At 41.5% G+C, this 26843-nt stretch carries 19 protein-coding genes; 2 read left to right on the forward strand and 17 right to left on the reverse strand.

From position 1 onward, the window contains the following. Positions 1-626: 626 nt before the first annotated feature. The 4 genes from LI162_RS10280 to LI162_RS10295 all read right to left on the reverse strand — a co-directional run bounded on the left by LI162_RS10280 (position 627) and on the right by LI162_RS10295 (position 6430). Positions 627-3068 carry a glycoside hydrolase family 3 protein gene (locus LI162_RS10280; RefSeq protein WP_195942480.1) on the reverse strand — a complete coding sequence of 814 codons (2442 nt, stop codon included), beginning with the start codon at positions 3066-3068 and terminating at the stop codon, positions 627-629. A gap of 87 nt (positions 3069-3155) precedes the next feature. Further along, positions 3156-4004: a carbohydrate ABC transporter permease gene (locus LI162_RS10285; protein ID WP_055157935.1), complete on the reverse strand. Its 849-nt coding sequence runs from the start codon at positions 4002-4004 to the stop codon at positions 3156-3158. Further along, on the reverse strand, positions 4004-4960 hold the full coding sequence (locus LI162_RS10290) for a carbohydrate ABC transporter permease (protein WP_227156491.1): 957 nt from the start codon (positions 4958-4960) through the stop codon (positions 4004-4006). The genes LI162_RS10285 and LI162_RS10290 overlap by 1 nt, the downstream gene beginning before the upstream one ends. A gap of 90 nt (positions 4961-5050) precedes the next feature. Beyond that, positions 5051-6430: an ABC transporter substrate-binding protein gene (locus tag LI162_RS10295; RefSeq protein WP_227156493.1), complete on the reverse strand. Its 1380-nt coding sequence runs from the start codon at positions 6428-6430 to the stop codon at positions 5051-5053. Between the two features lie 141 nt (positions 6431-6571). Between LI162_RS10295 and LI162_RS10300 the strand changes: the two genes are divergently transcribed. Continuing rightward, a complete protein-coding gene (locus LI162_RS10300) occupies positions 6572-7312 on the forward strand; it encodes an AraC family transcriptional regulator (protein ID WP_155204888.1) in 741 nt (246 codons plus the stop codon). A 104-nt stretch (positions 7313-7416) separates the two neighbouring features. Here LI162_RS10300 and LI162_RS10305 read toward each other — a convergent pair whose 3' ends face one another. After that, on the reverse strand, positions 7417-10116 hold the full coding sequence (locus tag LI162_RS10305) for a GH36-type glycosyl hydrolase domain-containing protein (protein ID WP_226861775.1): 2700 nt from the start codon (positions 10114-10116) through the stop codon (positions 7417-7419). Positions 10117-10138: 22 nt separating this feature from the next. After that, entirely contained in the window at positions 10139-12553 is a 2415-nt protein-coding gene (locus LI162_RS10310) for a GH36-type glycosyl hydrolase domain-containing protein (protein WP_227156495.1), read from the reverse strand. Between the two features lie 245 nt (positions 12554-12798). Between LI162_RS10310 and LI162_RS10315 the strand changes: the two genes are divergently transcribed. Further along, positions 12799-13476, forward strand: a complete 678-nt coding sequence (locus LI162_RS10315; RefSeq protein ID WP_227156497.1) for a hypothetical protein — start codon at positions 12799-12801, stop codon at positions 13474-13476. Between the two features lie 172 nt (positions 13477-13648). On the opposite strand, the gene LI162_RS10320 is transcribed toward LI162_RS10315, so the two are convergent. From LI162_RS10320 to LI162_RS10370, 11 genes are all read right to left on the reverse strand, one after another. Further along, positions 13649-14548: an alpha/beta hydrolase gene (locus LI162_RS10320; RefSeq protein WP_227156499.1), complete on the reverse strand. Its 900-nt coding sequence runs from the start codon at positions 14546-14548 to the stop codon at positions 13649-13651. Positions 14549-14656: 108 nt separating this feature from the next. Beyond that, a complete protein-coding gene (locus LI162_RS10325) occupies positions 14657-16474 on the reverse strand; it encodes an ABC transporter ATP-binding protein (protein ID WP_195942485.1) in 1818 nt (605 codons plus the stop codon). Beyond that, the gene (locus tag LI162_RS10330) at positions 16467-18791 is read right to left on the reverse strand and encodes an ABC transporter ATP-binding protein (protein ID WP_227156501.1); all 2325 of its coding nucleotides are present in this window, start codon (positions 18789-18791) and stop codon (positions 16467-16469) included. Before LI162_RS10330 ends, LI162_RS10325 begins: the two co-directional genes overlap by 8 nt. A 131-nt stretch (positions 18792-18922) precedes the next feature. Next, on the reverse strand, positions 18923-19351 hold the full coding sequence (locus LI162_RS10335) for a MarR family winged helix-turn-helix transcriptional regulator (protein WP_227156503.1): 429 nt from the start codon (positions 19349-19351) through the stop codon (positions 18923-18925). 282 nt (positions 19352-19633) lie between these two features. Continuing rightward, complete coding sequence (locus LI162_RS10340; RefSeq protein WP_227156528.1) at positions 19634-20305, reverse strand: ABC-2 transporter permease; 672 nt, start codon at positions 20303-20305, stop codon at positions 19634-19636. Then, positions 20305-21153: an ABC transporter ATP-binding protein gene (locus LI162_RS10345; protein ID WP_055157950.1), complete on the reverse strand. Its 849-nt coding sequence runs from the start codon at positions 21151-21153 to the stop codon at positions 20305-20307. Before LI162_RS10345 ends, LI162_RS10340 begins: the two co-directional genes overlap by 1 nt. Before the next feature lie 2 nt (positions 21154-21155). After that, positions 21156-21530, reverse strand: coding sequence for a GntR family transcriptional regulator (locus tag LI162_RS10350; protein ID WP_020435879.1), 375 nt, complete (start codon positions 21528-21530; stop codon positions 21156-21158). Positions 21531-21784: 254 nt separating this feature from the next. Further along, positions 21785-23149: a DNA repair protein RadA gene (gene radA / locus LI162_RS10355; RefSeq protein WP_015529359.1), complete on the reverse strand. Its 1365-nt coding sequence runs from the start codon at positions 23147-23149 to the stop codon at positions 21785-21787. A 135-nt stretch (positions 23150-23284) separates the two neighbouring features. Next, a complete protein-coding gene (locus LI162_RS10360; RefSeq protein WP_015529358.1) occupies positions 23285-23698 on the reverse strand; it encodes a hypothetical protein in 414 nt (137 codons plus the stop codon). A gap of 103 nt (positions 23699-23801) precedes the next feature. Next, positions 23802-26246 (reverse strand): ATP-dependent Clp protease ATP-binding subunit, encoded by a 2445-nt coding sequence (locus LI162_RS10365; RefSeq protein WP_227156537.1) that lies wholly within the window; start codon positions 26244-26246, stop codon positions 23802-23804. A gap of 32 nt (positions 26247-26278) precedes the next feature. Beyond that, on the reverse strand, positions 26279-26662 hold the full coding sequence (locus LI162_RS10370) for a GntR family transcriptional regulator (RefSeq protein WP_015529356.1): 384 nt from the start codon (positions 26660-26662) through the stop codon (positions 26279-26281). Positions 26663-26843: the final 181 nt, after the last annotated feature.

Below are 26843 nucleotides of genomic sequence, written 5' to 3' on the forward strand. Positions count from 1 at the left end.
TTGTTCAGTTATCAAGGTTCTTTGTTTGTGTCGTTCTTTTCAAGCGACAGCTTTTATATTTTATCAAAAGCTTTTGTCTTTGTCAAGAACTTTTTTATTTTTCTTTCACTGCCGAATCCGTTTGATTACTTCTCACTAGCAGTGTATTTATGCTATCACATTCAAACTTTTCTGTCAACCACTTTTTAAAATTTCTTATAAGTTTTTATCATCTTTACTTATAAATCTTTTCCTCGAACTTTTTCTCTCTCAGGGACTGTCCGCCTCCGCGCCTTCCTCTTATTCAAGTGTCTGTTCTGTAGTTTTCAGTGCCGTTCTCAGCGACGAATGTTATCTTATCATAGCCATTTCTAATTGTCAATGTTTTTTATATATTTCATGCAATTCAGAATATTCTGAAAAATTAGCATCTGCGTTCCCCAACACTAACAGCTATTGCAAGCTTGCTTGCAGTAAGCTGATAGGGTTGGGGAACATAGGGCGAATGCCCTTAACCGAAAGGACGTCAGTTCTTTCGGTTGTTGCAGATGCATAACATACATTTCAAAACACGACAGCTATTGCAAGCTTGCTTGCACTAAGCTGATATGGTTGGGGAACATAGGGCAAAAACTAAATTGACATAATCAGCTTAATCTTCGAATCAGTTTCAGGATTCTGTTTGCACAAAGACGGATTTCCTTTTCTGTAAGTTTTCCTTCTTTATATGCATCACGAATGTTTTTATCATCATCCGGATTTCCCGGCATAATAATATCATTTCCTGCTGCCACACAAACCCACGGAATACTTCCATCCTCCGGTACTGTTGTATTCCAGTCAGACATGATAACTCCGTCAAACCCCCACTCTTCACGTGCAATTCTTGTACAAAGGTCCTTGCTGTTTGCTGCATGCACACCATTGATCAGATTATAGGAAGACATGATCGCAGTTGGTGCGCCCTCTTTCACTGCAATTTCAAAACCTCTGAGATAAATTTCTCTCAATGTTCTTTCTGATATGTGTGCATCAACACCCATTCTGTTATCTTCCTGATTATTGCATGCAAAATGCTTGATCGTAACACCGCATCCCGGTCTGCTCTGAACTCCTCTGGTCACTGCTGCTGCCAGTGTGCCTGCAAGGAATGGATCTTCTGAATAATATTCAAAGTTTCTTCCACACAGCGGATTTCTGTGAATATTCAATCCTGGTGCAAGCCAGAGATTAATATGAAATTCTTCCATCTCTGCCGCAACCTTCCGTCCAAACTGTTCCATCAGTTTTTTGTTCCAGGACTGTGCAAGTGCTGTTCCTACCGGAAATGCAGTACAATACTGATAGTAACGTTCTGCGCCCTCATGATCTTTTCTTCCAACAAGATAACCATTTTCAAGTGAACCAAGCACACCTGTTCCATAAACTGTATCTTTCTCACGGTCTACTTCATAAGTTTGCTGCAGGCGGATTCCGGCCGGTCCGTCTGCCATGATCAAAGATGGGATTCCGTATTGATCAAGCAGTGCTTCACTCGTCTCTCCTGCTGTTCCCGGCACTTTAATTCCAGATGCTCCAAGTGTACTTCTGATTTCAGACATATTTCCATACATAAGTGGAATCAAATCTTCTACAGGAATCTCCGTTTCTTCTGGAAATCTGCATACTTTCTTTTCTTCTGTCTCTGGTTCAAATGATACGTTTGGAAGTTCCTCAAGCAGTGCTGTCCATTCTTCTGCGCGTCTGCATAATTCTTCTGCACAGTCTTTGATTTCAACAACTTCACTATGATCTTCCAGTTTCTTTGTTTTCTCCATCATTACATCAGCAGATACCTTTACCCCCGCTGAAAGTTTTGCCTCTGACAAGCTGTTTCCAATCCATATTCCATAAGCACCAGCCTGGATTCTCCACTCCTGCTGCTCTTCCAAAAAGCTTGCGAACGCCTTTGCAGGAAGAACAATATTCAGCATCTCTTTCTCTCCCGGTTTCAGTTCTTCTGTCTTTTCATATCCGACCAGACGACGAAATTCTTTTCTGCTTCCATCCTGAGGAAGAGAAGCATAAATCTGCACAACTTCTTTTCCGCTGTATGTTGTTCCTATGTTTTCTACCTCAACAGTTACTGTCACACCTTTCGAAGCAGTATTTATACCGCAAAGTCGAATGTCAAATTCTGTATAAGACAGACCATAACCAAATGAAAATAATGGTTCAATTCCAAAGCTGTCAAAATAGCGGTATCCAACATAGATTCCTTCCGCATATTCTTCCGTCTCAAGATTTCCGTTCAAATAGCTGAACTCCTCTGCTGCCGGACAATCATCGTAGCGTTTTGTCCATGTTGTTGTCAGCTTTCCACTCGGTGTAAATTCTCCAAACAATATATCAGCAACTGCATTTCCACCTTCCTGTCCAAGCTGGGAAATATTCAGGATTGCACATATATTTTCTGTTCCAGCCAGCAGGTCTGTAAGTTCTACCGGTCCACCTGCATTAATGATCAATACAGTTGGGATTTTCTGCTCATTCAGGAAATACAGATCTTTTTCTTCCTGGTCACTCAGATAATAATCCCCTTTTCTTTTTCTTCTGTCCTTTCCTTCGCCGGAAATACGGCTTATAACATAAACCGCTGCTTCTGCAGCCTTGATATCTTCATTTGTCACCGCACGGCCATCCGGCATGGCAAATGGATTGGCAGCATAGGCATCAAACGGATTGTCTACATGTTTTGCAGCTTCTAAGATCTGCTCCTTCCATTCTGCTCTCGCCTGCTCATAGCGGTTGTGATAATCTTTCAGCCACTCCTCGCTTACAATACCCGCGTTTTTCTCTTTCATTCCGGCATATATAGATACACTTTCTCTGTTATTTACATCTCCGGAACCAGTACCACCTTTAATCGTCTTCTCTGCCCCAATCCCCAAAAGTGCAATCTTTGTATCTTTTTTTAATGGAAGCAGTCCTTCGTTTTTCAACAGAACAATTCCTTCTTCTGCTGCCTCACGTGCAAACACAGCATGATCTATTTCACGCTGGCAAACTTCTGTACTTCTTGTTCCACTATGTTTCAAATTCTTTTCCATTTACACATCTCCTTAATTCAAGTCGAACAACTGTAAGAAAAAAGCTGCCCACTAAATGACAGCTTTCCTCCAACAACTTAATTCTTATTATTCTTTTACTCCACCAAGAGTAACTCCTGCAATGATATATTTAGACAACAGCAGGTATACAATAATGATCGGCACGATTGCTACCGTAATCATCATGTAGATTTTACCCATATCAAAGTTCATATAGTCCGCTCCACGAAGTGTTGCGATCAGGATCGGGACTGTCATCTTATTCTTTGACTGAATGATCAAAGCCGGAACGAAGTAATTGTTCCAGGAACCTACGAAAGTAAAGATTGCCTGAACTGCAATTGCCGGCTTCATGATTGGAAGAACAATGTGGTTAAATGTCTTAAATTCTCCAGATCCATCTATTCTTGCCGCTTCTACAAGAGAAATCGGAAGGGAAGACTGCAGATAACTGTACATGAAATAAAATACAGCCGGTGATGCAATTGATGGAATGATCAATGGAAGCAGAGAATCATACATTCCCATGTTCGTAACCAATTTCAGGAATCCCATTGCTGTAACCTGTGTAGGCATAACAAGGATTGCCATAATAAATGTAAATGCTACTTTTTTCCCTTTAAAATCATAAGCATAAAGTCCATATGCTGTCAGAGCTGAAAAATAGGTACATAATGCTGCTGAACACCCTGATACGATCAAACTGTTCAAAATACCACGGAACATCGGGAAGCTTCCGTCATTCGCTACATTTTTTAGATTTGTAAAGAAATATTTTCCCGGCAGTGCTGAGAATCCCTTCTGTAGCTCTGCATGAGAACGTGTTGCATTTATAATCAATACATAGAAGAAAAACAGACACATAAAAGATAACAGAATCAATACGGTATGTGCCAGTATGCTACGTCCACGACTTGACTTTGTTTTTGATTTCATTATCTCTTTCTCCTTTCTGCTTTTGCTCTTTTCTTAGCTGCTTTCTTAGAACCATCCGGATCGTTATCATTTGTCATACGATATACAAAGAAACAGAGGATTGCACTTACGATAAACAGATATACAGAAAGTGCACCGGCCATTCCATAGTTTTTGCTCTTCAGATGACTGTTCAGGAACATGATCAGAGTCATGGATGTTCTGTTCGGGTTACCCTGTCCATTTGTCAGGATCTGAGGAACATCGAACATCTGAAGTCCGCCAATAATGGATGTGATCAATGTATATGCCAGAATTGGACGGATCAAAGGCAGTGTAATATAGAAGAATCTCTGGATACTGTTACATCCATCCAGATCAGATGCCTCGAAGATGTCCTGACTGATTCCCATGATTGCTGCCATCAACATAATAGTTGTATTTCCAAACCACATCAGGAAGTTCATAAATCCGATCAACGATCTTGTTCCAAATACAGATCCAAGGAAATCGATCGGTTTTTTCAGGATTCCGATTGACATCAGAATTGAGTTAATCGGTCCATTTGTTGAGAACATTGTAAAGAATAACAATGCAAATGCAGATGCCATAATCAGGTTTGGAAGATAAATGACAACTTTGAAAAACTGCTGCCCTTTAATCTTTAATCGGACATCAGTGAACCACGCTGCAAGTACCAGCGCGATCACAATCTGAGGTATAAATCCGATCACCCACAGAATTAAAGTATTCGCTCCATATTTCAGCATATCTGAATGAAGAAGACTCACATAGTTTGCCATTCCTATAAAATTCGGTCCAACCTCTTTAATTCCTGATCGGTAATATTCAAAGAAACTATACCTTACTGTATCGATCAACGGTATCAATGAGAAAATAATGTATGTTACGAAAAAAGGAAGAATAAATATATATCCCCATTTTCCATAATCAATACTTTTTTTCTTTTTCTTCATAATGGTTCTTCCTTTCCACAATATCTTCTAACAGAACAGAGGCTCTGCTGTCACAGAGCTCCCTGCGTTAGTAGCTGTTCATTCCAGACATTATTCTGGCCAAACAACCTCTGTAATGTCAGGATAACGTTCTTTAATTGCTGTTTCAAAGTTTGATTTTGCTTTCTCAAAGTCAACTTTGCCCTGGAAATAATCACTGAATGCGTTCTGGATCAACTCCACACATCCCTGATCGTAAGCGGAAAGTGGTGCGATCTTGATGTTTTCAGCAACTGGTGCAAAGTACTGGAATGGGTTCTGTCCGCCAAGGAATTCTGAACCATATGTAGCATCATCGTTTGCTGCTTCCTGCATACCGGATTTTGTATTTGTAAAGTCTGAGTAATCCTGGGAGATCTTTAACAGATTATCTTTTTTTGCTGTCATAGCAAGGATAATGTCTTTTGCATGTTCCGGATTATCTGTACCTGTTGCAACATGGATGTAAGATCCTCCCCAGTTGTATTCCTGCGGTGGGTTTGTTACTGCCCATACACCGTCTTCTCCATCCCAGTTCGGTTTCAGTGTGAAATCAATACCCCATGCCGGGAAGAGGAATGCAAATACTTTGGACTGACTTCCCATTGCTTTGTTCCAGTCATCATTCCACTGACCTTTTACTGTCGGGTTTAAGTAACCTGCATCCAGCCATTCTTTTGAATCATTAATCCACTGCATGATCATTGGATCAACTGTAACCTTTGTGTCTCCATCTTTTACCCATGAATTAGAAATGTTGTTTCCATAGAGACGGAATGTATCAGCATAAGAAGCAAATGCATAATATCCTTTCTGCTTCAATTCTTCTGCTGTCTGTTTCATAGCAGCCCAGTCTTTTACTTTTTCACCTACAGCAGTCGGATCGTCTGTTCCGAATACCTCTTTTGCAATATCACGACGGTAAACCATTGTTCCCGGGCAGCACTGCCATGTAGATCCTCTCTGAACCCCGTCTGCATCAGATGCTGTTGTTTTTGTGAAGTCGTACTGATCTGCAAGATCTTTATCCGGATCAATTCCAAGGTCCTTCAGTGGTACTGCAGTGTCTGCTTCAGCATCTGTATATTTGTATACATAGTCTGTCTCTGACAGGAAGATATCTACTTTATCATCTGTATCAACATCTGCCTGTTTCATAAGTGCCTCATCAAGTTTCTGCTGATAAACACCATCCTGGTTTGGATTGATGATCCAGTGGATCTCTGTTCCATCTTTCAATGTTGTAACAGTTCCATCTTTGGATGTTGACTCAACTTCAGGATATACAGCTTCCAGTCTCTCACGGAACTCATCATTCCAGGAATAAATGTTAATTACCTTTCCTTCTTCTGTACTAGCCTCTCCGCCATTTCCGCCTTTGCTTCCACATCCGGCAAGTGATCCAACAGCAACTACTGTTGCCATAAGAATCGCAACAACTCTCTTTTTCATTTATAAATCCTCCTTTATCTAAGCACTCTGCTATGCTTTTCTTGTTGTTGAACTAAATATACCATCTTTTTTCCTCCGATTATATTATTTATCTTAACAAAATATCAAATTCATGTCATAATATAAAAAAGGAGGTTTTTTATGACTTTATCTAATGAATGGTACAATACAGAACTCGAAAACAGCGAATTAGAAACTCTTCACAGATCACCAACTGTAGAATATTCTTTCTATAATGCTGTACGCTCCGGCGACATGGAAGCAGTCATTAAAAACTGTTCCGAAGATGAATTTATTCGCCTGGAAGGAACGGGTGTTCTATCCCGTAATGCGCTTACTAATATAAAATATCATTTTGTTGTCACCACTGCAATGTTGACCCGTTATTGTATCGACGGTGGGCTCGAACCAGAGCAGGCTTACAGGCTCAGTGACTTCTATATTCTGAAGATGGATTCCTGCAAAACGATCCGTCAGGTTGCAGATCTTCACCATGAGATGGCAAAGGATTTTACAGGTAAGATGATTCTTCAGAAAAAGAGTTCCATTTTATCAAAACCCGTTATGCAATGTGTTGATTATATTTACAGTCACATCAAAGAAAGAATCACGATTCAGGTTCTTGCTGACCACACCGGACTTTCCACGAATTATCTTTCACGCATTTTCAAGCAGAATCTGGGAGTCTCTGTCAGCGATTATATTCGTGAACAGAAGATAGAAAAAGCAACTCATCTGCTGCGATACTCAAACAAATCAATTGTAGATATCGCAAATTATCTTGCATTTTCTTCACAGAGTCACTTCATCCAGACATTCGAGAACTTTACCGGGCTCACTCCAAAAAAGTACCGGGACAAATACTATAAAAGCATGTGGTAAAATCAGATTTCTTCACAGAAGAATTCGCAGATTTTCCCACAAAAAATACTGTCAGAAAGCAATTCTCTTTCTGACAGTATTTTTATCTTTTTTTAATCTGTCGATTATACTAATTCAATTTCAATCTTATGTGTCTCTTTCACTGAAAGCATCTGAATCTCTCTCTTTGAAAGTATTGTACACCTTTCAGCTGTTATTTCTAATGCTTTTCCATCGCAAGCTGCTTTCTGGATCTTCAACTGATCAAATTCTTTCTTTTCTTTATTATAGAATATAATCTCAAAGTTCCTTCCGGCAAATGTCATCTTAAGTACTGCTTTTCCATCCTGATTATACTGTTCCAGCATAAGTGCAGGTGCGATCTTCAAGTCACCGCAATCTCCTTTCACCCCAAACACTTCTGTGATCATGGTAAGCATATACCAGCTTGCAGCGCCTGTCAGATATGCATAGAGGCCTCTTCCCTGATTATCAAAATATTCCGGAAGTCCAGGATACATCTTACTGTTATCAAATTCCATTGCTGCATCTAAAAGTGCCTGAAGTACTTTATTTCCTTCTTTTGCAAATCCTCTCTGGTACAATGCATTTGAGTACATAACAGCCATGTGTGAGAACACTGCTCCATTCTCTTTCTCGCCATAAGCAAATCCAAACATTCTTCCAAGATCAAATTTTTCCTCATGGAAGTTCGTGTTCAAACGGTATCCGCCGGCTTTCTGATCATAAAGATACTTGTCTGCACTCCTGCAGATAGATTCCACCTGATCTTCTGTTGCCGTTCCACTCATAATGGCAAATACTTGTCCGGTCAGCATCATTCTCACGCTTTCATCCATAACGCCTTCTACTTTTCTGCCATGGTTATCATAATAGCCATTGAACCAGCCATCTTCTCCATCCTTCACCCATTCGTTGGCACGGATATTTTTCATCATCCAGTCTGCTTTTCCCTCAAGATTAGCGGCAAGTTGATCCAATCTTACAACAATTGTGTCTCCACTGATATTATGTTCACATTTCTTTGCGTATCCTGCAAGGAGTGCCTGCTTACGTGCTGCATCTTCATACAGTTCCACGCTTCCTGCAAGAAGATCTTCCATCTCATGTGCAATTTCAATCTTGCTACTTCCACTGATTTCTTCCAACTGACGGAGTGTTTTTGCAATATTTCTCAAATTTCCGGCATAAGCACAGGTAAATGCAACACTTTCACCCTTCTCCCATGCCATGTCCAGTGCATCATTCCAGTCGGCACCATGAAGACGCATTTCATTATGCTCTCCTACATCATAGAACGCACACAGATTCTGTAAAAGAATATGCTCCAAAACTGTTCCGAAATAAATGTGGTCTCTTTCTGTTTTCTGCTTCTGTCCATATTCGCTGTTCCAAAGCTTATCATGTGCAGTACCTCTCATAGACTGCAAATCTTTAAAATACGGAACCTTTTCAAACAGAACCTCCATATCTCCTGTCTGATCCAGATACAGACGAGTCGTTACAAATGGCCAGAATGCATGATCCATCCAGACACGTGTAATATTGTTTCTGTCTGCAATAAACTCACCCTGCTTATTTCCGATGATTGTCGCATTTGTTCCATCAATTCTTACTCCGCCATAATTATCCACGATCATCTGACGGACGTTTGAGGGATCCATAATCAGAAGTGCAAGGCAATCCTGCCAGAGATCTCTCCAGCCTCTTCCTCCTTTTCCATAATCGTGATATGGAAGGAAGGAACATCCATAAATTCTTCTTAAAATTGGCTGGAAACAAATCCATTTCAGATAATTGTCTGTAGCTTCATCACCGGTTTCAAACTCTACATTTACTTTTTCTGTCCAATACTTTTTCACTTTGGCAAGCTCGTTTTCCGCCTGCTCCTTCGTACCAAATGAAGTACAGATTTTTGAAATGGAAGCCTTTTCTCCCGTTGCTCCGGCAAGAACAACATACTCTATTGATTCATTTGCTTTTAATTTTCTGCGTTCAAACCTGAATGCCCCAACAGCCTCTTTCCCCTCCAGATGGCAGCCTGCGGTACATCCCGTTTTTTCTACACGTACTGCTTCCGGAATCAGGAAAGAACCTCCCTCTCCAATAAAGCTTTCAACAGTCGGATAAAACTCCTTCGGGGCATTTCCTTCTGCTGTAAAACCATATACAAAATAAGTCGTATCATTTTTCTGATGTCCACGCTCATCAAAGGATAATACCGGTGTAACTTCTACGCCACATTCTTTCGTGTCGATTCTGTGAAGAAGTGATGTGACATGTCTGTGGTCGCGAATATTATCTGCGCTTCTTCCATAAACCGGAATGGCAACGATCGGTGTTACTTCCTGTTCTTCTTCCGAAAGATTTGTAATCTTGATCAGCTGGATCTCTGTTGTGCCATCAATAGAAACAAAGGATGTGATTTCTGACCGAAGATCATATTTTTTTGAAGTTCTTGTCAACTTCTGCCACATCATTCCTGCTTCCAGAGTGCTTTCATCCTGTCTGTCTGTATATTTATCAAACTCCTGCTCCGCTGAAACTCCACATGCTGACCAGTAGCCTTTTCCTTCTACCCGACACCAGAAATTTCTGGTGCCACGGTTATTGTGAAGGTTTTCAATGCTGACAGGTTCGAGAAGGAAATGATTCTGGTCCGTTTTACTATCTCCCCCTAAAGTTGGTGTAATACTGGATTTCAGACCTTCTTCTCCTGCCAGTGGTAAGTAAAGTCCACTATAATTTTCCGGATTTGTAATCGTAAATGTTCCGTTTTTATCTGTAAAATTGATTTTTCTCATGTCCAGTCCCTCGTCATTTCATTTAAGAAAGGAATAATTCTACCTCTGTTGTCTTTGTTAACTTCTCCTGTGGAATATAATTATCTTTCATTTGTTCTCCATTTACGAAAAGTTTTTCACATCCTGACTCTGCATGCCCCGGATTTTTCACAATGATATGTAAATGTGAACCTCTGAAATCTTTTTCGATTTCAAATTCCTCCCACTCTTTCGGTACTGACGGAGCAATCTTCAGTCCATAGAAGTCTGGCCGCATTCCGAGAATTCCTTCTACACATCCCACCATAACAGTAGATGCTGTTCCTGTCAGCCAGTGTACATGAGAACGGCCGAAGTTCGGGCTGTGTTTTCCTTCTGTGAACTGTCCATAGCAGTATGGTTCAAGTCTTCTGATCTCTGCACGATTATTCTGTGCAGCCGGTGCATTTTCAATAAAATAGTTAAATGCTCTCTCTCCGTGTCCACGAAGCGCCTCTGCAAGAATGATCCATCCCTGAGACTGTGAGAAAATTCCTGCATTTTCCTTTGTTCCGGCATTGTAGATCACAGCCAGTGCACCTTCGAATGCATGTGCATGATACGGAGGATCCATCAGGATTGCACCATATTCTGTATTCAGTTTGTCATATACATTCTGAAGTGCAAGATCTGCCTGCGCTTCATTTGCAAGTCCACTGATCACAGACCAGCTCTGTGGGTTCAGCCACATATTTGCCTCCGGATCTGTGCGCTGTCCGATCACTTCACCATCCTCTGTGAAGCCACGGATAAAGCGGTCTTCGTTCCAACAGAGATCCTGGATCAGTTTTTCCAGCTTCTTCTGACTTTCCTCCAGATAATTCAGATATTCTGTGTCTTTCTTATACTCAGCAAATTCCTTCAAAATTGTCATTGCATAGTAGAACTGTAATGCAACGAAGGTGGACTCTCCATCTTTTCCGAGTCTTAAGCAGTCATTCCAGTCAGCATAAAGGCCTGCCGGCATACCATGCTTTCCAAGATGATTCATGGAGAAATCTACTGCACGTTTCAAATGCTCGTACACGGTACCTTCTTCTTTATTTGCAAACGGAATCACTTCATCGATAAATTCCAGATTTCCCGTCTCGGAAATGTATTTGTATACTGTTGGGAACAGCCACAGCGCATCATCTGCACGATAAGCCGGGTGTCCTGTCTCCTGCACATAAGAAGCATCATCCGGTGTATCCTCATGTCCCGGATTGTGTGTGAATTTTACAAGTGGAAGCCCTCCACCATTATTTACTTGTGCAGAAAGCATGAAGCGGATCTTCTCTACTGCCATCTCCGGTGCCAGATGGATCACACCCTGGATATCCTGTACTGTGTCACGATAACCGTATCCATTTCTCAGTCCACAATATGTAAAGGATGCAGCACGTGACCAGATAAATGTCATAAAGCAGTTATATGCATTCCATGTATTGATCATTGTATTAAATTCTTCGCTTGGTGTCTTCACCTGGAAATGGGACAGATGTCCATGCCAGTACTGGATCAGTTCTTCCAGTTCATTTCTGCAGATTGTTTCACAATCCTCATAACGAGACATGATTGTTTCTGCATCAGCATCTTCTTTCATACCAACAAGAAATGCTATTTCTTTTGTCTCTCCCGGATATAAAGTCAGGATTGTAGCTAATGCTCCACATCCATTTTCATTATAATTTCCTTCACAATTTAAAATACCATCTTCCACTCCGACCGGATTGTTATATCCATGATATCTTCCAAGGAAACCTTCCCTGCTTCCACACCAGGAATCAACCTTTGCACCTGCAAGTCCGAAGAAACGGTCAACAACGATCTTGTCATCCACATCTTTTCCATCTTCCAACTGATCCAGATTGGCATGGATCATCTGCCGCACACGGTTTCCACGGAACACTGTTCTTGTAATGAACTGAGAGTACTGAAGATTTACCTGATCCTGCTCGTAATTGCTGTTGTTTGTAAATTCTGCATAGCCTGTTACATTGATCTTGCGCATGCGATCTGAGGTATTTGTCACTGCAAGATTCCACACTTCATAAGACTGATTCAGCGGAACATAGTATCTTACTTCTGAATGGATCTCGCTATAATCAGCCATCATCTTTGTGTATGCTGTACCATGATGACATTCGCTCTTATAAGAATTCAGATCTTTTCCTACCGGCTGCCAGGAAGCTGACCAATAATCTTCACTCTCCTGATCTCTTAAGTAGATATATCTTCCCGGCTGGTCAAACTGATTGAAGATATATCTTAAAATTCTTCCGTTCGCTCCTGATTTTGCAAAGCTATATCCACCTGCATTATTAGAAATAATTGCTCCATATTCTGGAGATCCAAGATAGTTCACCCAAGGTGCCGGTGTATCCGGTCTTGTGATCACATATTCTTTTTTCGATTCGTCAAAAAAACCATATTTCATACTTCACATTCTCCTATCACACTTATTATAAACAAATTGCAGCCATTCCTACTATCTGCAATTCTATCTTTACTGTGATAAAAGAATATCAAATCAGAACACATTAATATACAAAATAAGAACTCAAAATATCAAATTCGTGACATGACAAAAAGGACTTATTTTACTCCCGTATCAGCTCGCTTGTATAATATACTCATTTCATGTTAAGATAATATCAGCTTTATATATGAAAGGATTTTCTCATGCCTGGTTTTATTTTACATTTAACTGCAGCCCAGATGCTGCGAAGCCATCTTCACGAGTACCCTGATTTTCCTTATCCGATTCAATCTGTAAATGATTTTCTGATTGGGAATCTTCTACCGGATGCGACAGACCAAAAAGAGCTTTCACATTTCCGGAATCCTGTTTATCGTGATAAGATGATGGTATTTCCGGATTTAACACGTTTTACTGCTAAATACGACTCTCTTCTTTCTGATTCCAGTGTTTTGGGCTACTATTTTCATTTATATATCGACCGTCGGTTTTTCAAGGATTTTATTCCGGAGATTGTTGATTTTTATGATGAAACCGGACAAATTACAGATATAAAAGAAGAGATTGCGACCGTTTATATCAGAAATTTCCAGACTTATATCCCTTTTGAAAAATATCTTACTGAGGAATATTATTATGGGGACTATACAAAGATGAATACTTATCTTGTAAACCGTTATCAGATCCCTTTAGATTTGAACCCGCAGATCATAAATCCCGGGATCAATGAAATTCAGTATGGAAATGTACAGCAAGTCCTGGATTCATTGCATGGATATCTCAGTGTTACCGAAGATGCGGTAAATGATCTTAAAGTATTTCCACTTGATAAGCTTCTTGCTTCACTTGAACAATATGCAATTGAATTTTTATCATTGTAAAAAAGAGCGTGTGAAAGTTTTCACGCGCCCTTTTTCTGTATAGAATATAAAACAAATCCCGCTTATATATTGATTTTATTCTTTTGTACTAGAACTCTGCATCTTTTCTTATAACAGGCGATTCCATATTTCAAAATATTCGTTATCCCTATGCGCGACCAGTAACATTCATCTATCTACAATACTGGCGGAAGAAATCACACTCTGCATCATTACACCTGTCTGCATCTGCCAGCTTCATATTCAGATGGAACACATGCTCCAATTTCTTTTTTGTTCCCTCGTAGCAGGAATATATATACGGAACTTTCTTTTCTTTCAAGACCCTCTCCAAAAGTGGTGCCTGCTCTTTCAGGAAATCTTTTTCTGCTGTCATCAGATATACCGGTGGAAAATTCTCTGTCACATATGTGTCTACATTAACCAACTCTAATTCCTCCGGTGTACCACCTTCCGGAAGAAGTTCTTTCATCAGATTATCTGTCATCTCATTGCTCATTTCTTCCAGGCCAAAATGGTACTGACCACAATTCAGGGCTACTGCACGAATCTTAAGATCCTGCGGTATCTGGATTCCAAATTTATCTTCATAAGTTTTTGCATATTCCGGGTTCGTACATAAATTTGTATACAGACCAAGCATATGGGCTCCGGCAGAGTCACCGACTGCAAATATATTTTCTGAATCTAATCCATATTCTTCTGCATGATCTAAGATCCAGCCAAACACAAGGTTCGTATCTATGATAGATGCCGGGAATTTTGACTCCGGTGCAAGACGATAGGAAAAATTCACTACTGCGAATCCTCTCTGTGCAAGGCTCATGCAGTAATACTGATAGCGTTCCTTATCACCATAGACCCAGCCGCCACCGTGCACGCTGACAATAACCGGAAGTTTTTCTTCTATATTAGTTGCTTTTGGTCGATATACATCCAGCGATTGCCAGACTTTATCTTCTCCATAAACAATGTTATCAAATCTCTGAACATCTTCCGGTGTCTTTAATCCGGCATCTCTTACCATATCACCTGCCGCAAATGCTTTACGGACAATTGTACTTGTTTTCATCTTGTTTTCCTTTCTTAAAAAGAGCAGCCGTTACTGTTCACACGATGTGCGACCAGCAATCTTCTGACTGCTCTTAGTATATAAACTTATTAACTTGTAAAATTTCCCTTACGCGATCTCTGTCGTACTTTCGAACTGAGAATTATACAGATCTGCATAGAAACCGCCTCTTGCAAGAAGTTCCTCATGATTTCCCTGCTCAATGATATCTCCGTCCTTCATAACAAGGATCAGATCGGCATCACGAATGGTTGACAAACGGTGGGCAATAACAAAGCTTGTTCTTCCCTTCATCAGATTGTCCATCGCTTTCTGGATCATTTCTTCTGTACGGGTATCAACGGAACTTGTCGCCTCATCCAAAATCAGGATCTTCGGATCTGCAAGGATTGCCCTTGCAATTGTGAGGAGCTGTTTCTGTCCCTGGGATACATTACTTGCTTCTTCATTCAGTTCCATATTGTATCCACCCGGAAGTGTCTGGATGAAACGATGCACATGTGCCGCCTTCGCTGCCTGAATCACTTCTTCCTCTGTCGCATTCAGTTTTCCGTAACGGATATTGTCACTGATCGTACCATGGAACAGCCAGGTATCCTGCAGAACCATTCCGAACATTTCACGGAGTTCACTTCTATTGAAGTCCCGGACATCATGTCCGTCAATTTTGATCGAACCTCCATTCACATCATAGAAACGCATGAGCAATTTGATCATTGTTGTCTTTCCGGCTCCTGTCGGACCAACAATTGCGATCTTCTGGCCTTCTTTCACATCCGCTGAGAAGTCATTAATGATGATCTTATCTTCATTATATCCAAAACGTACATGCTCAAATTCAACATTTCCCTGAAGATTCTCTACGGAAACCGGATTCTCTACTGTCTGATCTTCCTCCGGTCCTTCCAGGAACTCGAATACACGCTCTGATGCTGCAGCTGTTGACTGAAGCATATTCGCCACCTGTGCGATCTGCTGCAATGGCTGTGTAAAGTTACGTACATACTGAATAAAGGACTGGATATCTCCAACCTCGATTACATCCTTAATTGTCAGATATCCCCCAAGGATTGCCACTGCCACGTAACCCAAGTTTCCTACAAACTGCATTACAGGCATCATCAAACCGGAAAAGAACTGGGATTTCCATGCGGAATCATACAGCTTATCATTTGTTTCATTGAATACTTCAATTACTTCCTCTTCTTTATTAAATGCCTTGATGATGTTATGACCACCATAGATTTCTTCTACCTGTCCATTCACATTTCCAAGGTATGTCTGCTGCCCTACGAAATATTTCTGTGAATGTTTCATTACGAATCCGATCAATCCGGCAGAAAGCGGAAGAATCAAAACTGCAATCACTGTCATCAGCGGGCTGATTGACAACATCATGATAAATACACCAATCAGAGTTGTAACCGATGTGATCATCTGAGTCGCACTCTGGTTCAGGCTCTGTCCAAGTGTGTCAACATCATTTGTCACACGGGAAAGCACTTCACCTACCGGCTTTGTGTCAAAATAGCTCATCGGCATGCGGTTGATCTTCTCAGAGATTTCTCTTCTCAAACGGTAGGTTGTCTTCTGAGACACCCCCGTCATCAAATATCCCTGCACAAAACTGCAGATTGCGCTGATCACATACAGGCAAAGAACAGTCAGCAGAATCTGTCCGATTTTACCGAAATTCATTCCGTCTCCACCGGAAACTTTACTTACAAGTCCATTGAAAATCTCTGTCGTTGCTTTTCCTAAAATCTTCGGTCCGACAATATTGAATATTGTTCCACAGATAGCAAACACGGCTACGAAAAATACCTGTACTTTGTAAATTGCCATGTGGCGGATCAGTTTCTTCATTGTTCCTTTGAAGTCTTTTGCTTTTTCATTCGGTCTTCGACCGCCATGCATTCTAGCCATGAATCTGATCCTCCTTTCCATCTGTCTGCTCATTTAACGCTGCTTCTAACTCTTTCCTGGACAGCTGGGATTCTGCGATTTCACGGTATACCGGACAGTTCTTGAGAAGCTCCGCATGAGTTCCCTTACCTGCCACTTTGCCTTCGTCCAATACTATGATTTGCTCTGCATGCAGGATCGTGCTGATTCTCTGTGCAACGATCAGCACCGTACTTCCGCTTGTCTTTTCAGCCAGCGCACGGCGGAGTGTTACATCCGTCTTATAGTCAAGGGCAGAAAAACTGTCGTCAAAAATAAATACCTGCGGGTGCTTTGCGATTGCTCTTGCAATAGAAAGTCTCTGCTTCTGTCCACCGGATACATTCGAACCTCCCTGTGAGATCGGGCTCTTATATTTCTCCGGTTTTGTGTCAATAAATTCTGTTGCCTGTGCAATCTCTGCCGCCTCGATCATCTCATCATCGCTTCCATGTGAATTACCAAACATGATATTAGATGCGATATCTCCCGAGAACAGAACTCCCTTCTGCGGAACATATCCAAGCTTCTCACGAAGTTCATGCTGTTTCACTTCACGGATATCTACACCATCCAGCGTAATATCTCCGGATGTCACATCATAGAAACGTGGAATCAGATTTACCAGCGTAGACTTACCACTTCCGGTACTTCCGATAATCGCTGTTGTCTCACCCGGCTTCGCTGTAAATGTAATATCTTCCAGAACATCTTCATCTGCACCTGGATAACGGAAAGATACATGATCGAAAGTAAGTACTCCTTTTCCGTCTTCCGGGAAATGTTTTTCTTGCTTTGGATCGTGGATCATCGTCTCACTCTTCAATACTTCCTCAACACGGTCTGCTGCCACAGCTGCTCTTGGAAGCATAATTGAAATCATACAAAGCATTAAGAATCCCATAATGATCTGCATCGTATATTGGATAAATGCCATCATATCTCCAACCTGCATCTGTCCATCACTGATTCCATGTGCTCCTGTCCATACGATCAGAACAGATACACCGTTCATGACTAACATCATCACCGGCATCATAAATGTCATTGCACGGTTGACGAAAAGATTCGTCTTCGTCAGTGTGCGGTTCGCATCATCAAATCTCTCTTCCTCATGCTTCTCTGTGCTGAAGGCACGGATAACCGGAAGTCCTGTCAGAATCTCTCTTGTTACAAGGTTCAACTTGTCAACAAGATTCTGCAGCACTTTGAACTTTGGCATAACAACAAGGAACAGCAACAAAACTACAAATGCAATGATAATAACCGCAAGTCCGATGATCCAGGACATGGATACATTCGTCTTCATAACCTGCAGCACTCCACCGATTGCAAGGATTGGCGCATACAGAACCATACGAAGCAGCATAACGATCAGCATCTGAATCTGCTGGATATCATTCGTACTTCTCGTGATCAAAGATGCTGTTGAGAAGTGATTGAACTCGTTGTTTGAAAATCCAACAACCTTATGGAATACTCCACTTCTCAGATCACGTCCTGCACTTGCTCCAACTCTTGATGCCAGAAATGCAACCATAATACTTGCTACCATTCCAAGAAGAGCAAGTGCAGCCATCTGACCTCCTGTTTTTAACAGATAATGAATCTGTGTCTGATCCATGTCCATTCCAAGGTCTTTATATGCACTCCTGCAGAAGCTCACTGATGCCTGATCAAGAATTGTATCCGACATCTCTGACATCTGCTCTTCAATCTTCTCAACTATTGTTGCTCTCTGCTCAGCCGGAAGCATTTTCAGAAGATCAAACATAGACATGTCATCCAGTGACACTGCCTGGGATTCGCCTTGTGGCATTCCTTCCGGCATTGTCTGGTCTGCCCCTTGTGGCATGTTCTGCGCCATTCCCTGGGACATCTGCTCTTTCAGCTTGTCTTCCATCTGCTTTGTTGTGTCACTTCCGGACTCGATTCCGGATGTCATCATCATTGGAATCTGAAGAATATCTTTCAGATTCTCCATCGTGTTTTCCTCTTCAGCAACAGAATCTTTCAAGACATAAGCTTCTTTTTTATAAGAAGTATTATCTTCTGTATATGCATCCATCACCGTCTGTTGATCGTCTTCCGATACAAACAAAAGCAATTTTTCCATTTCTTCTGTTGCAATCTGTCTCGGTACTTCATCTTCAATACCGCCCTGCTGGATTCCTACATTTACAATATCTGATGTGTAGGCCGGCAAGGACAGATCACAATACGCCTGCACAACCAGAATCAGCACGATCGCAATCATGGCTTTCCAGTACGATGCAGCGTATTTGAATAAGTTCTTCATAATCTGCGTATTTCCTTTCCTGGTAATTCTCTGTTACTGTTCGCAATATGTGTAAGCAACAACAACTCTCTTCAAGTTACACAATTTATCACTAACCGCTGATTCTCAGCGACAGTAATCTACTTCATTCACTACTCCACATTCTCTATAATCTGCAGGAGCAGCCGGCGAAAAAGCATCTTCTCTTCCACGCTCATTCCTTCAAACACTTTTTCTTCCAGTTTCTCAGCTGTCTTGATCACATAAGCAATGCTGTCTCTCCCTTTCTGTGCAAGAGTCAGGCGCATCACTCTCTGGTCCTGTTCATCGGCTTTTCTTGTAATGTAACCTTCCTGTTCCATCTTCTTGATCATCGATGTAATTGACGGCGGCGTTACATTCAGGCGCTTCGCAAGTTCTTTCTGAGACATGGAATCTTCCTGATGAAGGGCAAATAAGATCCCTGACTGGGCTCTGTTCAAATCGTATTCTGCATACAATTCCTGTGCTCTCTTTCCGATCAGGCGCATACTCTGTCCCATCAATCCAAGTAATGGGGCATCCTCTTTATGACACTTCACGTTCTTTTCCCTCCTTGATTTATTGATACATTCTACAAAAAAATTCTGACTATCCCTTTTTCCACAGAATGAATAGTGAAAATTAGTTAGTTAATTAACTAAATGAAAATATAGTACTTTTCACAAAGTAAGTCAATATTATTTCTGTTTTTTCACATTTTCTTAATACTTTTTGCACACAAACAAGTTAGATAGTTAATTAAATTTAATATATAAAAATGATGAAACCAAATGGCTGACACCATCTGATTTCATCACTCCATCTTAAAAAGTGAACAATAACTAAAACTCTTTCTTTTTCATGACTCTCATACTGTAAATATAAGAAATGAACCATACAAGCAGACTCAGCACGATAAGTGCAATCGCAATTTCAAAATCGCCTATCCCTTCTATCATATACAAAATACTTTCTTTTAATCCCAGGTTATCCATCAAAAAAGAGCCAATTGCATAACAAATTGCAAAAACAATTAAAATTGCAATTGGTAGCACTAATCGTCCTTTCTCTCCTTCAAACCTTAACCGAATTGCAATCGTAATTCCCGCAATTGCCTGAAATACAAAGATTGTGATCAACTCCATTGCCAGCGTTTCCGGATCAAACACTTCTTCTGGCTTTATGAGTACAGTGATTCCTGCACAGATTACTCCAATACACCATCCACACGCTGTCATAATAAAGGAAAAAATATATTTTTCTCTAACATATACTTTTCTATTTACAGGTAAAGAAAATAAATACATATATCCATGATTGTTTTCATCATAACTAATTGTATTCCCCGCATATACTGCTATAACAGATGGGATATAGATTGCAATAAAAGTAGCTGTCTTCTTTTCCGTCAGCGTAAAAAATAACGCCACAAACGCTAACACACAAAAAAGATTGCCACCTTGCCGAAAAAACAACCGAAAATCCTTTTCCAAAAGTCCTCTGATTCCTTTCATCACATCCCGCCTCCTGTCAACATCAGAATCACCTGATCGAGTGATCCGCTTTCCACTACAATTTCCGGATAATTTTCTGTATAATACTGCTTCTCATTTGTCAGACAGGCAATTCCGAAATTTTCTTTTCTCTCTTTCAGGATATAGTTTTTATCTAAAGCCTGATACTGTTCCTCGCTGACTTTCAACATGGCATACTTTTCAAGAATTCTATCCATCTCTTCATGAAGTACGATCTTTCCTTTATGAATCACATAAATATCATCACACAGATGCTCTAAGTCTGAAGATATATGTGAACTGATCAGGATACTTCTCTCCGGTTCTTCTTCCATATATGTTCTCAAAATATCCAGCATCCCTTCTCTTGCTCCGACATCAAGACCGGCTGTCGGCTCATCCAGCATCAGAAAATCTGCCTGATGCGTCAATGCAATGATCAGATTCAGCTTTGCTTTCATTCCAGTTGAATACTCTTTTAAGAATTTATCCAGTGGAATCTGATATCTTTCACACATCTGAAGAAATTTTTCTTCTTCAAACTTTGGATACAGTTTGGCAAGAACTGCCTTAACATCTTTTCCTTTTAAATATCCGCTGAATCCTGCTTCTGCCAGGACTACTCCTATCTGTTCTTTCTCTTTCTCGCTTAACTCTTGCGGTGTTTTTCCAAGAATCTTTATCTCGCCACCATCATAGGAAATGAGTCCGAGTACTGCCTTGAACACAGTGCTCTTACCGGCTCCGTTCTCTCCGACCAGACCTGTGATTCTTCCTTTTTCTACATTTAGCGAACAGTCTAACTGAAATTCGCCGTAGCTTTTCTTTACCCCTTTGATATCTAACATAATTATTCGTCCTCCATGATGAGTTCAAACAAGGAGCGGATCTCTTCCTCTTTCATTCCGCAGCGTCTTCCCTTCTGAATCGCCGCTTCCAGATCCGCCTCAACTTCTTTTCTGCGCTCTTCTTCCATCAACTGTGTATTCGAAGCTGCAACATAAGTTCCTTTTCCATGAACCGTGACCGTCATGCCCTCCGCTTCCAGATTGTCATATGCCTTCTTTACGGTAAGTGCACTGATCTTCAGTTCCTTTGCCATCGTTCTCACTGACGGCAGTATATCATTTTCTTTTAATTCTCCGGAGATGATCTGCGCTTTGATCTGCTCCATGATCTGTTCATAGATTGGTACCATCGATGAATTATTGATTATAATCTTCATAAGCAACCTCCTGTTGTAAACAGTATATAACAGTATATCACTGTTGTCAACTGTTATATACTGTTTGTTTTTTCAATTTTCAGGGCATTGTTTTATTGTATTACTCCGTTATCCAATATCCCCCAGCATATTGTAAATCAAAACGCATCTTAAGATATAAAAAAGAAGTTTCTAACACAAAATTTTCATCTTATATCAGAAACTTCTTTCTTCATTTGCTCTATTTCATTATAACCTTGCAATGTTTCTTATTACTAAAAAATCGCCACAGCCTCATTCACACTCTTCACACCCAGCAGCTTGATTCCCTTAACATCCTTCACCGTCTTCATGCACACTTCCGGAAGGATACACGTCTCGAATCCAAGCTTCTTCGCCTCAGCCACACGCTGCTCCGGCATATTCACCGCACGTACCTCACCACTCAGACCAACCTCACCGAACACGATCGTTTTTTCATCAATCGGACGATTCCGGTAACTTGACACAAGTGCCATCACGATTCCGAGATCGATTGCCGGCTCATTCATCTTGATTCCGCCCGCAATATTTACATAAGCATCGCAATTTCCAAGATTCATACCAAGTCGTTTTTCAAGTACTGCCATCAAAAGATTCACCCTGTTATAATCTGTTCCTGCTGCAGTTCTTCTTGGCATACCAAAGTTCGTTCTTGCAACTAGTGCCTGAATCTCCAGAAGAATTGGGCGTGTTCCCTCCATCGAACAGGCTACAACTGAACCGGATGCATTCTCCGGTTTTCCACTCAGCATATATTCGGATGGATTCTCTACTTCTACAAGTCCATTCTGTCTCATCTCAAAGACACCGATCTCATTCGTAGAGCCAAAACGATTCTTCACAGCTCTGAGGATTCGGTAAGATGCATGACGATCTCCTTCAAAATAAAGTACCGTATCCACCATATGTTCCAGCACACGCGGACCAGCCACGGTTCCTTCTTTTGTCACATGGCCAACAATGAAGATTGGGATACATAGTCCCTTCGCCAGCTGCATAAATACATTCGTAGACTCACGGACCTGGGAGACACTTCCCGGTGCGGAATTCACATCTTCACTGTACATCGTCTGGATGGAATCAATGATCACAAGCTCCGGCTTCTCTTTCTCGATCACGCTGCGGATAATCCCAAGATTCGTCTCACACAAAAGCAACAGATTCTGGCTGAATTCACCCATACGGTTTGCGCGAAGCTTGATCTGAGTCTGAGACTCTTCACCTGAAATATATAAAATCTTCTGCTGCTTCGCCATCCTCTGGCAGACTTGCAAGAGCAAAGTTGATTTTCCAATTCCCGGATCTCCTCCTACCAGAACGAGTGACCCCGGCACGATCCCACCACCAAGAACCCTGTCTAATTCTTTAATTCCAGTCTTATTCCTTGTATCATCATCCGCGGAAACTTCTGTGATCGGAACCACTTTCGCTTCATTCACCGCTCTGGCTGCTACAGTCGTTCCTTTCGTGATGCCACTGTCAATCCTCTCCTCGACAAATGTATTCCATTCCTTACACATTGGACACTGACCGAGCCACTTCGCTTCCTCATGCCCACAATTCTGACAGAAGTAAACTGTTTTCTTTCCTTTTGCCATTCATAATTTCCTTTCTGTTCAAAGCAAGCATAATACAGCTTGCCAGGTTTATAGATTAGAAAAGGGAAAGGCGCATCTTGCAATTCCTTTCCCTCTGTTTTTACACTACTCTTGTTTCTATCCGAATCTGACTGATTAGCATTTGACAACTTTGATTGCAGCACTCTGATCTGCGTTAAGTTCAACACTTACACTTAATTTTCCGCTTAAGTTTGTTCCCATCTTACCTGCAGACTCTCCGGCGATAAATACTTCATATTCGCTCTCTGGCTCAAGTTCCAATGTAAATTGTACGTCTTCCGGTGCGGAAACTGTGAACTCAACTTCTGTTTCTGTCTCTTTGAAGTTCTCTACTGTACTTCCCGGAACAGACTCATAAACGAACATTCCATTTTTCTCCAGCTTTGTAATCTCCGCAAATGTCTTTACTTTATAAAGATCTCCTTTAAATTCAAATCCGTCCTTCTTTGTCTTGGATGCAAGAGTGTAATCTCCAAAGCTTAATGTTCCGTCGTTCTCTGCACGCAATAATTCTTTCACTGTTGCCATTTTTAATTTCCTCCTGGGTATATATATGTTCCTATTATATACTACTTAAAATAGTTTTTCTATAGATTTTATTTATTCTTCACATTTACAATTCGATGTGATTTTAAGATTCTGTCTTCACAAAATGAATTCCCTTTTTGGATGCTCCTGCTGCCACATGATCCCCTTCCTGAATCTCTCCGTTCAGGATCGCATCTGCCAGCTTATCCTCCAGTTCTGTCTGCAATGCACGGCGCAGTGGTCTTGCTCCGTACTTCGCATCCGTTCCTTTCTCCACAATGAGAGCCTTCGCAGATTCACGCAGTTTCAGATGAATATTCATCTGTGATTCCAGACGTTTAGTAAACTGATTGCATAACAAAGAAACGATTTTCTTCATCTCTTCTTTGCCGAGTGAATGGAATACAATAATCTCATCAATTCGGTTCAGAAATTCCGGACGGAAGATTTGTTTCACTTCGTCCATCACATTCTGCTTCATCTTCTTATAATCACTCGCCGGATCTTCTTTTGTCGCAAATCCTAGCTTCTTCGGTTCAACAATTGCTTTCGCACCTGCATTTGATGTCATGATAATCACAGTATTAGAAAAGTCAACCTTTCTCCCCTGAGAATCTGTAATATGCCCATCGTCCAGCACCTGAAGAAGTACATTGAACACATCCGGATGTGCTTTCTCAATCTCATCAAACAGAATCACGGAATATGGATGTGTACGCACCTGGTCACTGAGTTGTCCACCTTCTTCATGACCGACATATCCCGGAGGAGATCCGATCATCTTGGAAACGGAATGTTTCTCCATATATTCTGACATATCAACACGGATCATTGCATCTTCTTTCCCAAATAATGCTTCTGCCAGTGCTTTTGATAATTCTGTCTTACCAACACCGGTTGGTCCCAGGAACAGGAAGGAACCGATCGGGCGCTTCGGATCTTTCAGTCCGACTCTTCCTCTCTTCACTGCCCTTGCAACTGCGCCGACAGCCTCGTCCTGTCCGATCACTCTCTTTTGAAGGACATGCTCCAGATTCTTCAGACGCTGGGCATCACTCTCTGCGAGCTTACTCACCGGTACTTTTGTCCAGGCAGACACCACTTCTGCAACCGCATCTACAGTTACCGGTGGGTTGGCCTTCGCCTGTTTCTTCTCAAAGCGTTTCTTCACTGAGTCTAATTTCTTCTGCACTGCATCCTGTTCTTTCTGAATCAGGGACGCTTCTGCAAAATCTCCCCGTTCAATGCTCTCTTCCTTCTGCGAAGCAAGTTCTTTCACTGCCTGTTCTAACTGCTTCAGATTCTCTGGAACCTCATATCCCTTCAGACTCACCTTTGAGCATGCTTCATCTAAAACATCAATCGCCTTGTCCGGAAGATTCCGGTCTGTGATGTAACGCTCTGACAGCTGTACTGCTGACTCCAGTGCCTGTTCTTCGATCACAACTTTATGATGCGCTTCGTATTTCTCTTTCAGACCTTTTAAGATCTCAATACACTGATCCTGTGTCGGCTCTTCAATCGTCACCGGTTGGAATCTTCGCTCAAGTGCTGCATCTTTCTCAATGTACTTCCGATATTCTGCAATCGTAGTTGCACCGATCAGCTGCATCTCACCTCTCGCCAGTGAAGGTTTCAGAATGCTGGATGCATCAATCGCTCCTTCTGCGCCTCCGGCACCGATCATCGTATGGATCTCATCAAGGAACAGAATCACATTTCCACAGGCTTCTACTTCTGAGATCAGGCCTTTCATACGCTCTTCAAACTCACCACGGTACTTTGAACCAGCAATCAGTCCCGGAAGATCCAGACTGTAAATCTTCTTATCTTTCATCTTCTCCGGAACCACACCGGATGCGATTCTCTGTGCTAAACCTTCAATAATTGCTGTCTTACCGACTCCCGGTTCTCCAACCAGACATGGGTTGTTCTTTGTTCTTCGGCTTAAAATCTCCATCAGACGGTAAATTTCCTGGTTTCTTCCCACAACCGGATCCATTTTTCCTTCTGCCGCACGTTCTGTCAGATCCGTACAGTACTGCTCCATCATCGCACCGCTTCCGCGATTATCCTCCTGAAGTTCTTCCTGATAGATCTTCGGATCGATCCCTGCTGCATTCATAATACTCTGGAATAATTTCTGAAGATTCACATTCAATGTGATCAGAATCTTTGCTGCCACACAATCCACATCACGTATCATCGCAAGAAGGAGATGTTCTGTTCCGATTTCCGTTGTACGGAGTCTTTTACACTCCTTTGCGCTGTTCTCTAACAGATACTGGAGTCTCGGACTCTCTTCTAATCTCTTTCCTTTCGCTGCCGGATGTTCTTCTGACGGAGTGATCAGCTCATCCATCAGCTTCAGGATCTTCTCCGACTCTACTCCACTGTTCGCAAGTACCTGTCCTGCCACTCCTGTATATTCTTCTCTCAATGCCAGAAGCAAATGTTCTGTTCCGATATACGGATGCTTCATCTCTCTGGCAGCTCTAGCTGCATACTTAAGCGCATGCTGCGCCGACTTTGTATATGAAATCTGCATATATATCTCCCTTATGTCTTTCTACTTCTCTGCTACCGGTTCTCGTGCAGCTCATACTCGTCAAATATCTCATCTACCAGCCCATGAACCTCCTGCCGTGAGATATTCTTGCAACGCCCTCGCGCAAGTACGATCCTTAACTGCTCTTTCATCGCTTCGAGCTGCTGAAGTTTATCTACATCAACTGCGATCACCGCACCTCTGCGTTTATCCAGACTAATATATCCTTCCTGCTTCAACACATGATACGCTTTGTTCACAGTATGCATATTCACTCCAACCGTATCCGCAAGCTGCCTGACAGATGGGAGTGAATCCCCTTCCTGAATATCTGACATAGCAATACCAAGAATGATCTGGTTACACAATTGAATGTAAATCGCCTCATCACTGTTGAAATCAACTTCTATCAGCATACGCGTAGCCCCTTTCTCTTTCGTGTAAAACAGATCTCCTGCTGTCTTCTGTAAAATCGTTACTGCTCACACGATGTGCGACCAGCAACGCATCTCGCCATTTTAAATCGCCTTTGGCGATGGGGCGAGATGCATTCAAGTCAAAACACGCATCCTCCGTGTCAATCAGCGGAGTGATTGA

Source organism: Mediterraneibacter sp. 210702-DFI.3.120, assembly GCF_020561005.1.
Lineage (GTDB): Bacteria > Bacillota > Clostridia > Lachnospirales > Lachnospiraceae > Mediterraneibacter > Mediterraneibacter faecis.

Coding starts and splice junctions, on each gene's coding strand:
- LI162_RS10280 (WP_195942480.1), bottom strand. CDS start 3,068: ATGGAAAAGAATTTGAAACATAGTGGAACAAGAAGTACAGAAGTTTGC.
- LI162_RS10285 (WP_055157935.1), bottom strand. CDS start 4,004: ATGAAATCAAAAACAAAGTCAAGTCGTGGACGTAGCATACTGGCACAT.
- LI162_RS10290 (WP_227156491.1), bottom strand. CDS start 4,960: ATGAAGAAAAAGAAAAAAAGTATTGATTATGGAAAATGGGGATATATA.
- LI162_RS10295 (WP_227156493.1), bottom strand. CDS start 6,430: ATGAAAAAGAGAGTTGTTGCGATTCTTATGGCAACAGTAGTTGCTGTT.
- LI162_RS10300 (WP_155204888.1), top strand. CDS start 6,572: ATGACTTTATCTAATGAATGGTACAATACAGAACTCGAAAACAGCGAA.
- LI162_RS10305 (WP_226861775.1), bottom strand. CDS start 10,116: ATGAGAAAAATCAATTTTACAGATAAAAACGGAACATTTACGATTACA.
- LI162_RS10310 (WP_227156495.1), bottom strand. CDS start 12,553: ATGAAATATGGTTTTTTTGACGAATCGAAAAAAGAATATGTGATCACA.
- LI162_RS10315 (WP_227156497.1), top strand. CDS start 12,799: ATGCCTGGTTTTATTTTACATTTAACTGCAGCCCAGATGCTGCGAAGC.
- LI162_RS10320 (WP_227156499.1), bottom strand. CDS start 14,548: ATGAAAACAAGTACAATTGTCCGTAAAGCATTTGCGGCAGGTGATATG.
- LI162_RS10325 (WP_195942485.1), bottom strand. CDS start 16,474: ATGGCTAGAATGCATGGCGGTCGAAGACCGAATGAAAAAGCAAAAGAC.
- LI162_RS10330 (WP_227156501.1), bottom strand. CDS start 18,791: ATGAAGAACTTATTCAAATACGCTGCATCGTACTGGAAAGCCATGATT.
- LI162_RS10340 (WP_227156528.1), bottom strand. CDS start 20,305: ATGAAAGGAATCAGAGGACTTTTGGAAAAGGATTTTCGGTTGTTTTTT.
- LI162_RS10345 (WP_055157950.1), bottom strand. CDS start 21,153: ATGTTAGATATCAAAGGGGTAAAGAAAAGCTACGGCGAATTTCAGTTA.
- LI162_RS10350 (WP_020435879.1), bottom strand. CDS start 21,530: ATGAAGATTATAATCAATAATTCATCGATGGTACCAATCTATGAACAG.
- radA (WP_015529359.1), bottom strand. CDS start 23,149: ATGGCAAAAGGAAAGAAAACAGTTTACTTCTGTCAGAATTGTGGGCAT.
- LI162_RS10360 (WP_015529358.1), bottom strand. CDS start 23,698: ATGGCAACAGTGAAAGAATTATTGCGTGCAGAGAACGACGGAACATTA.
- LI162_RS10365 (WP_227156537.1), bottom strand. CDS start 26,246: ATGCAGATTTCATATACAAAGTCGGCGCAGCATGCGCTTAAGTATGCA.
- LI162_RS10370 (WP_015529356.1), bottom strand. CDS start 26,662: ATGCTGATAGAAGTTGATTTCAACAGTGATGAGGCGATTTACATTCAA.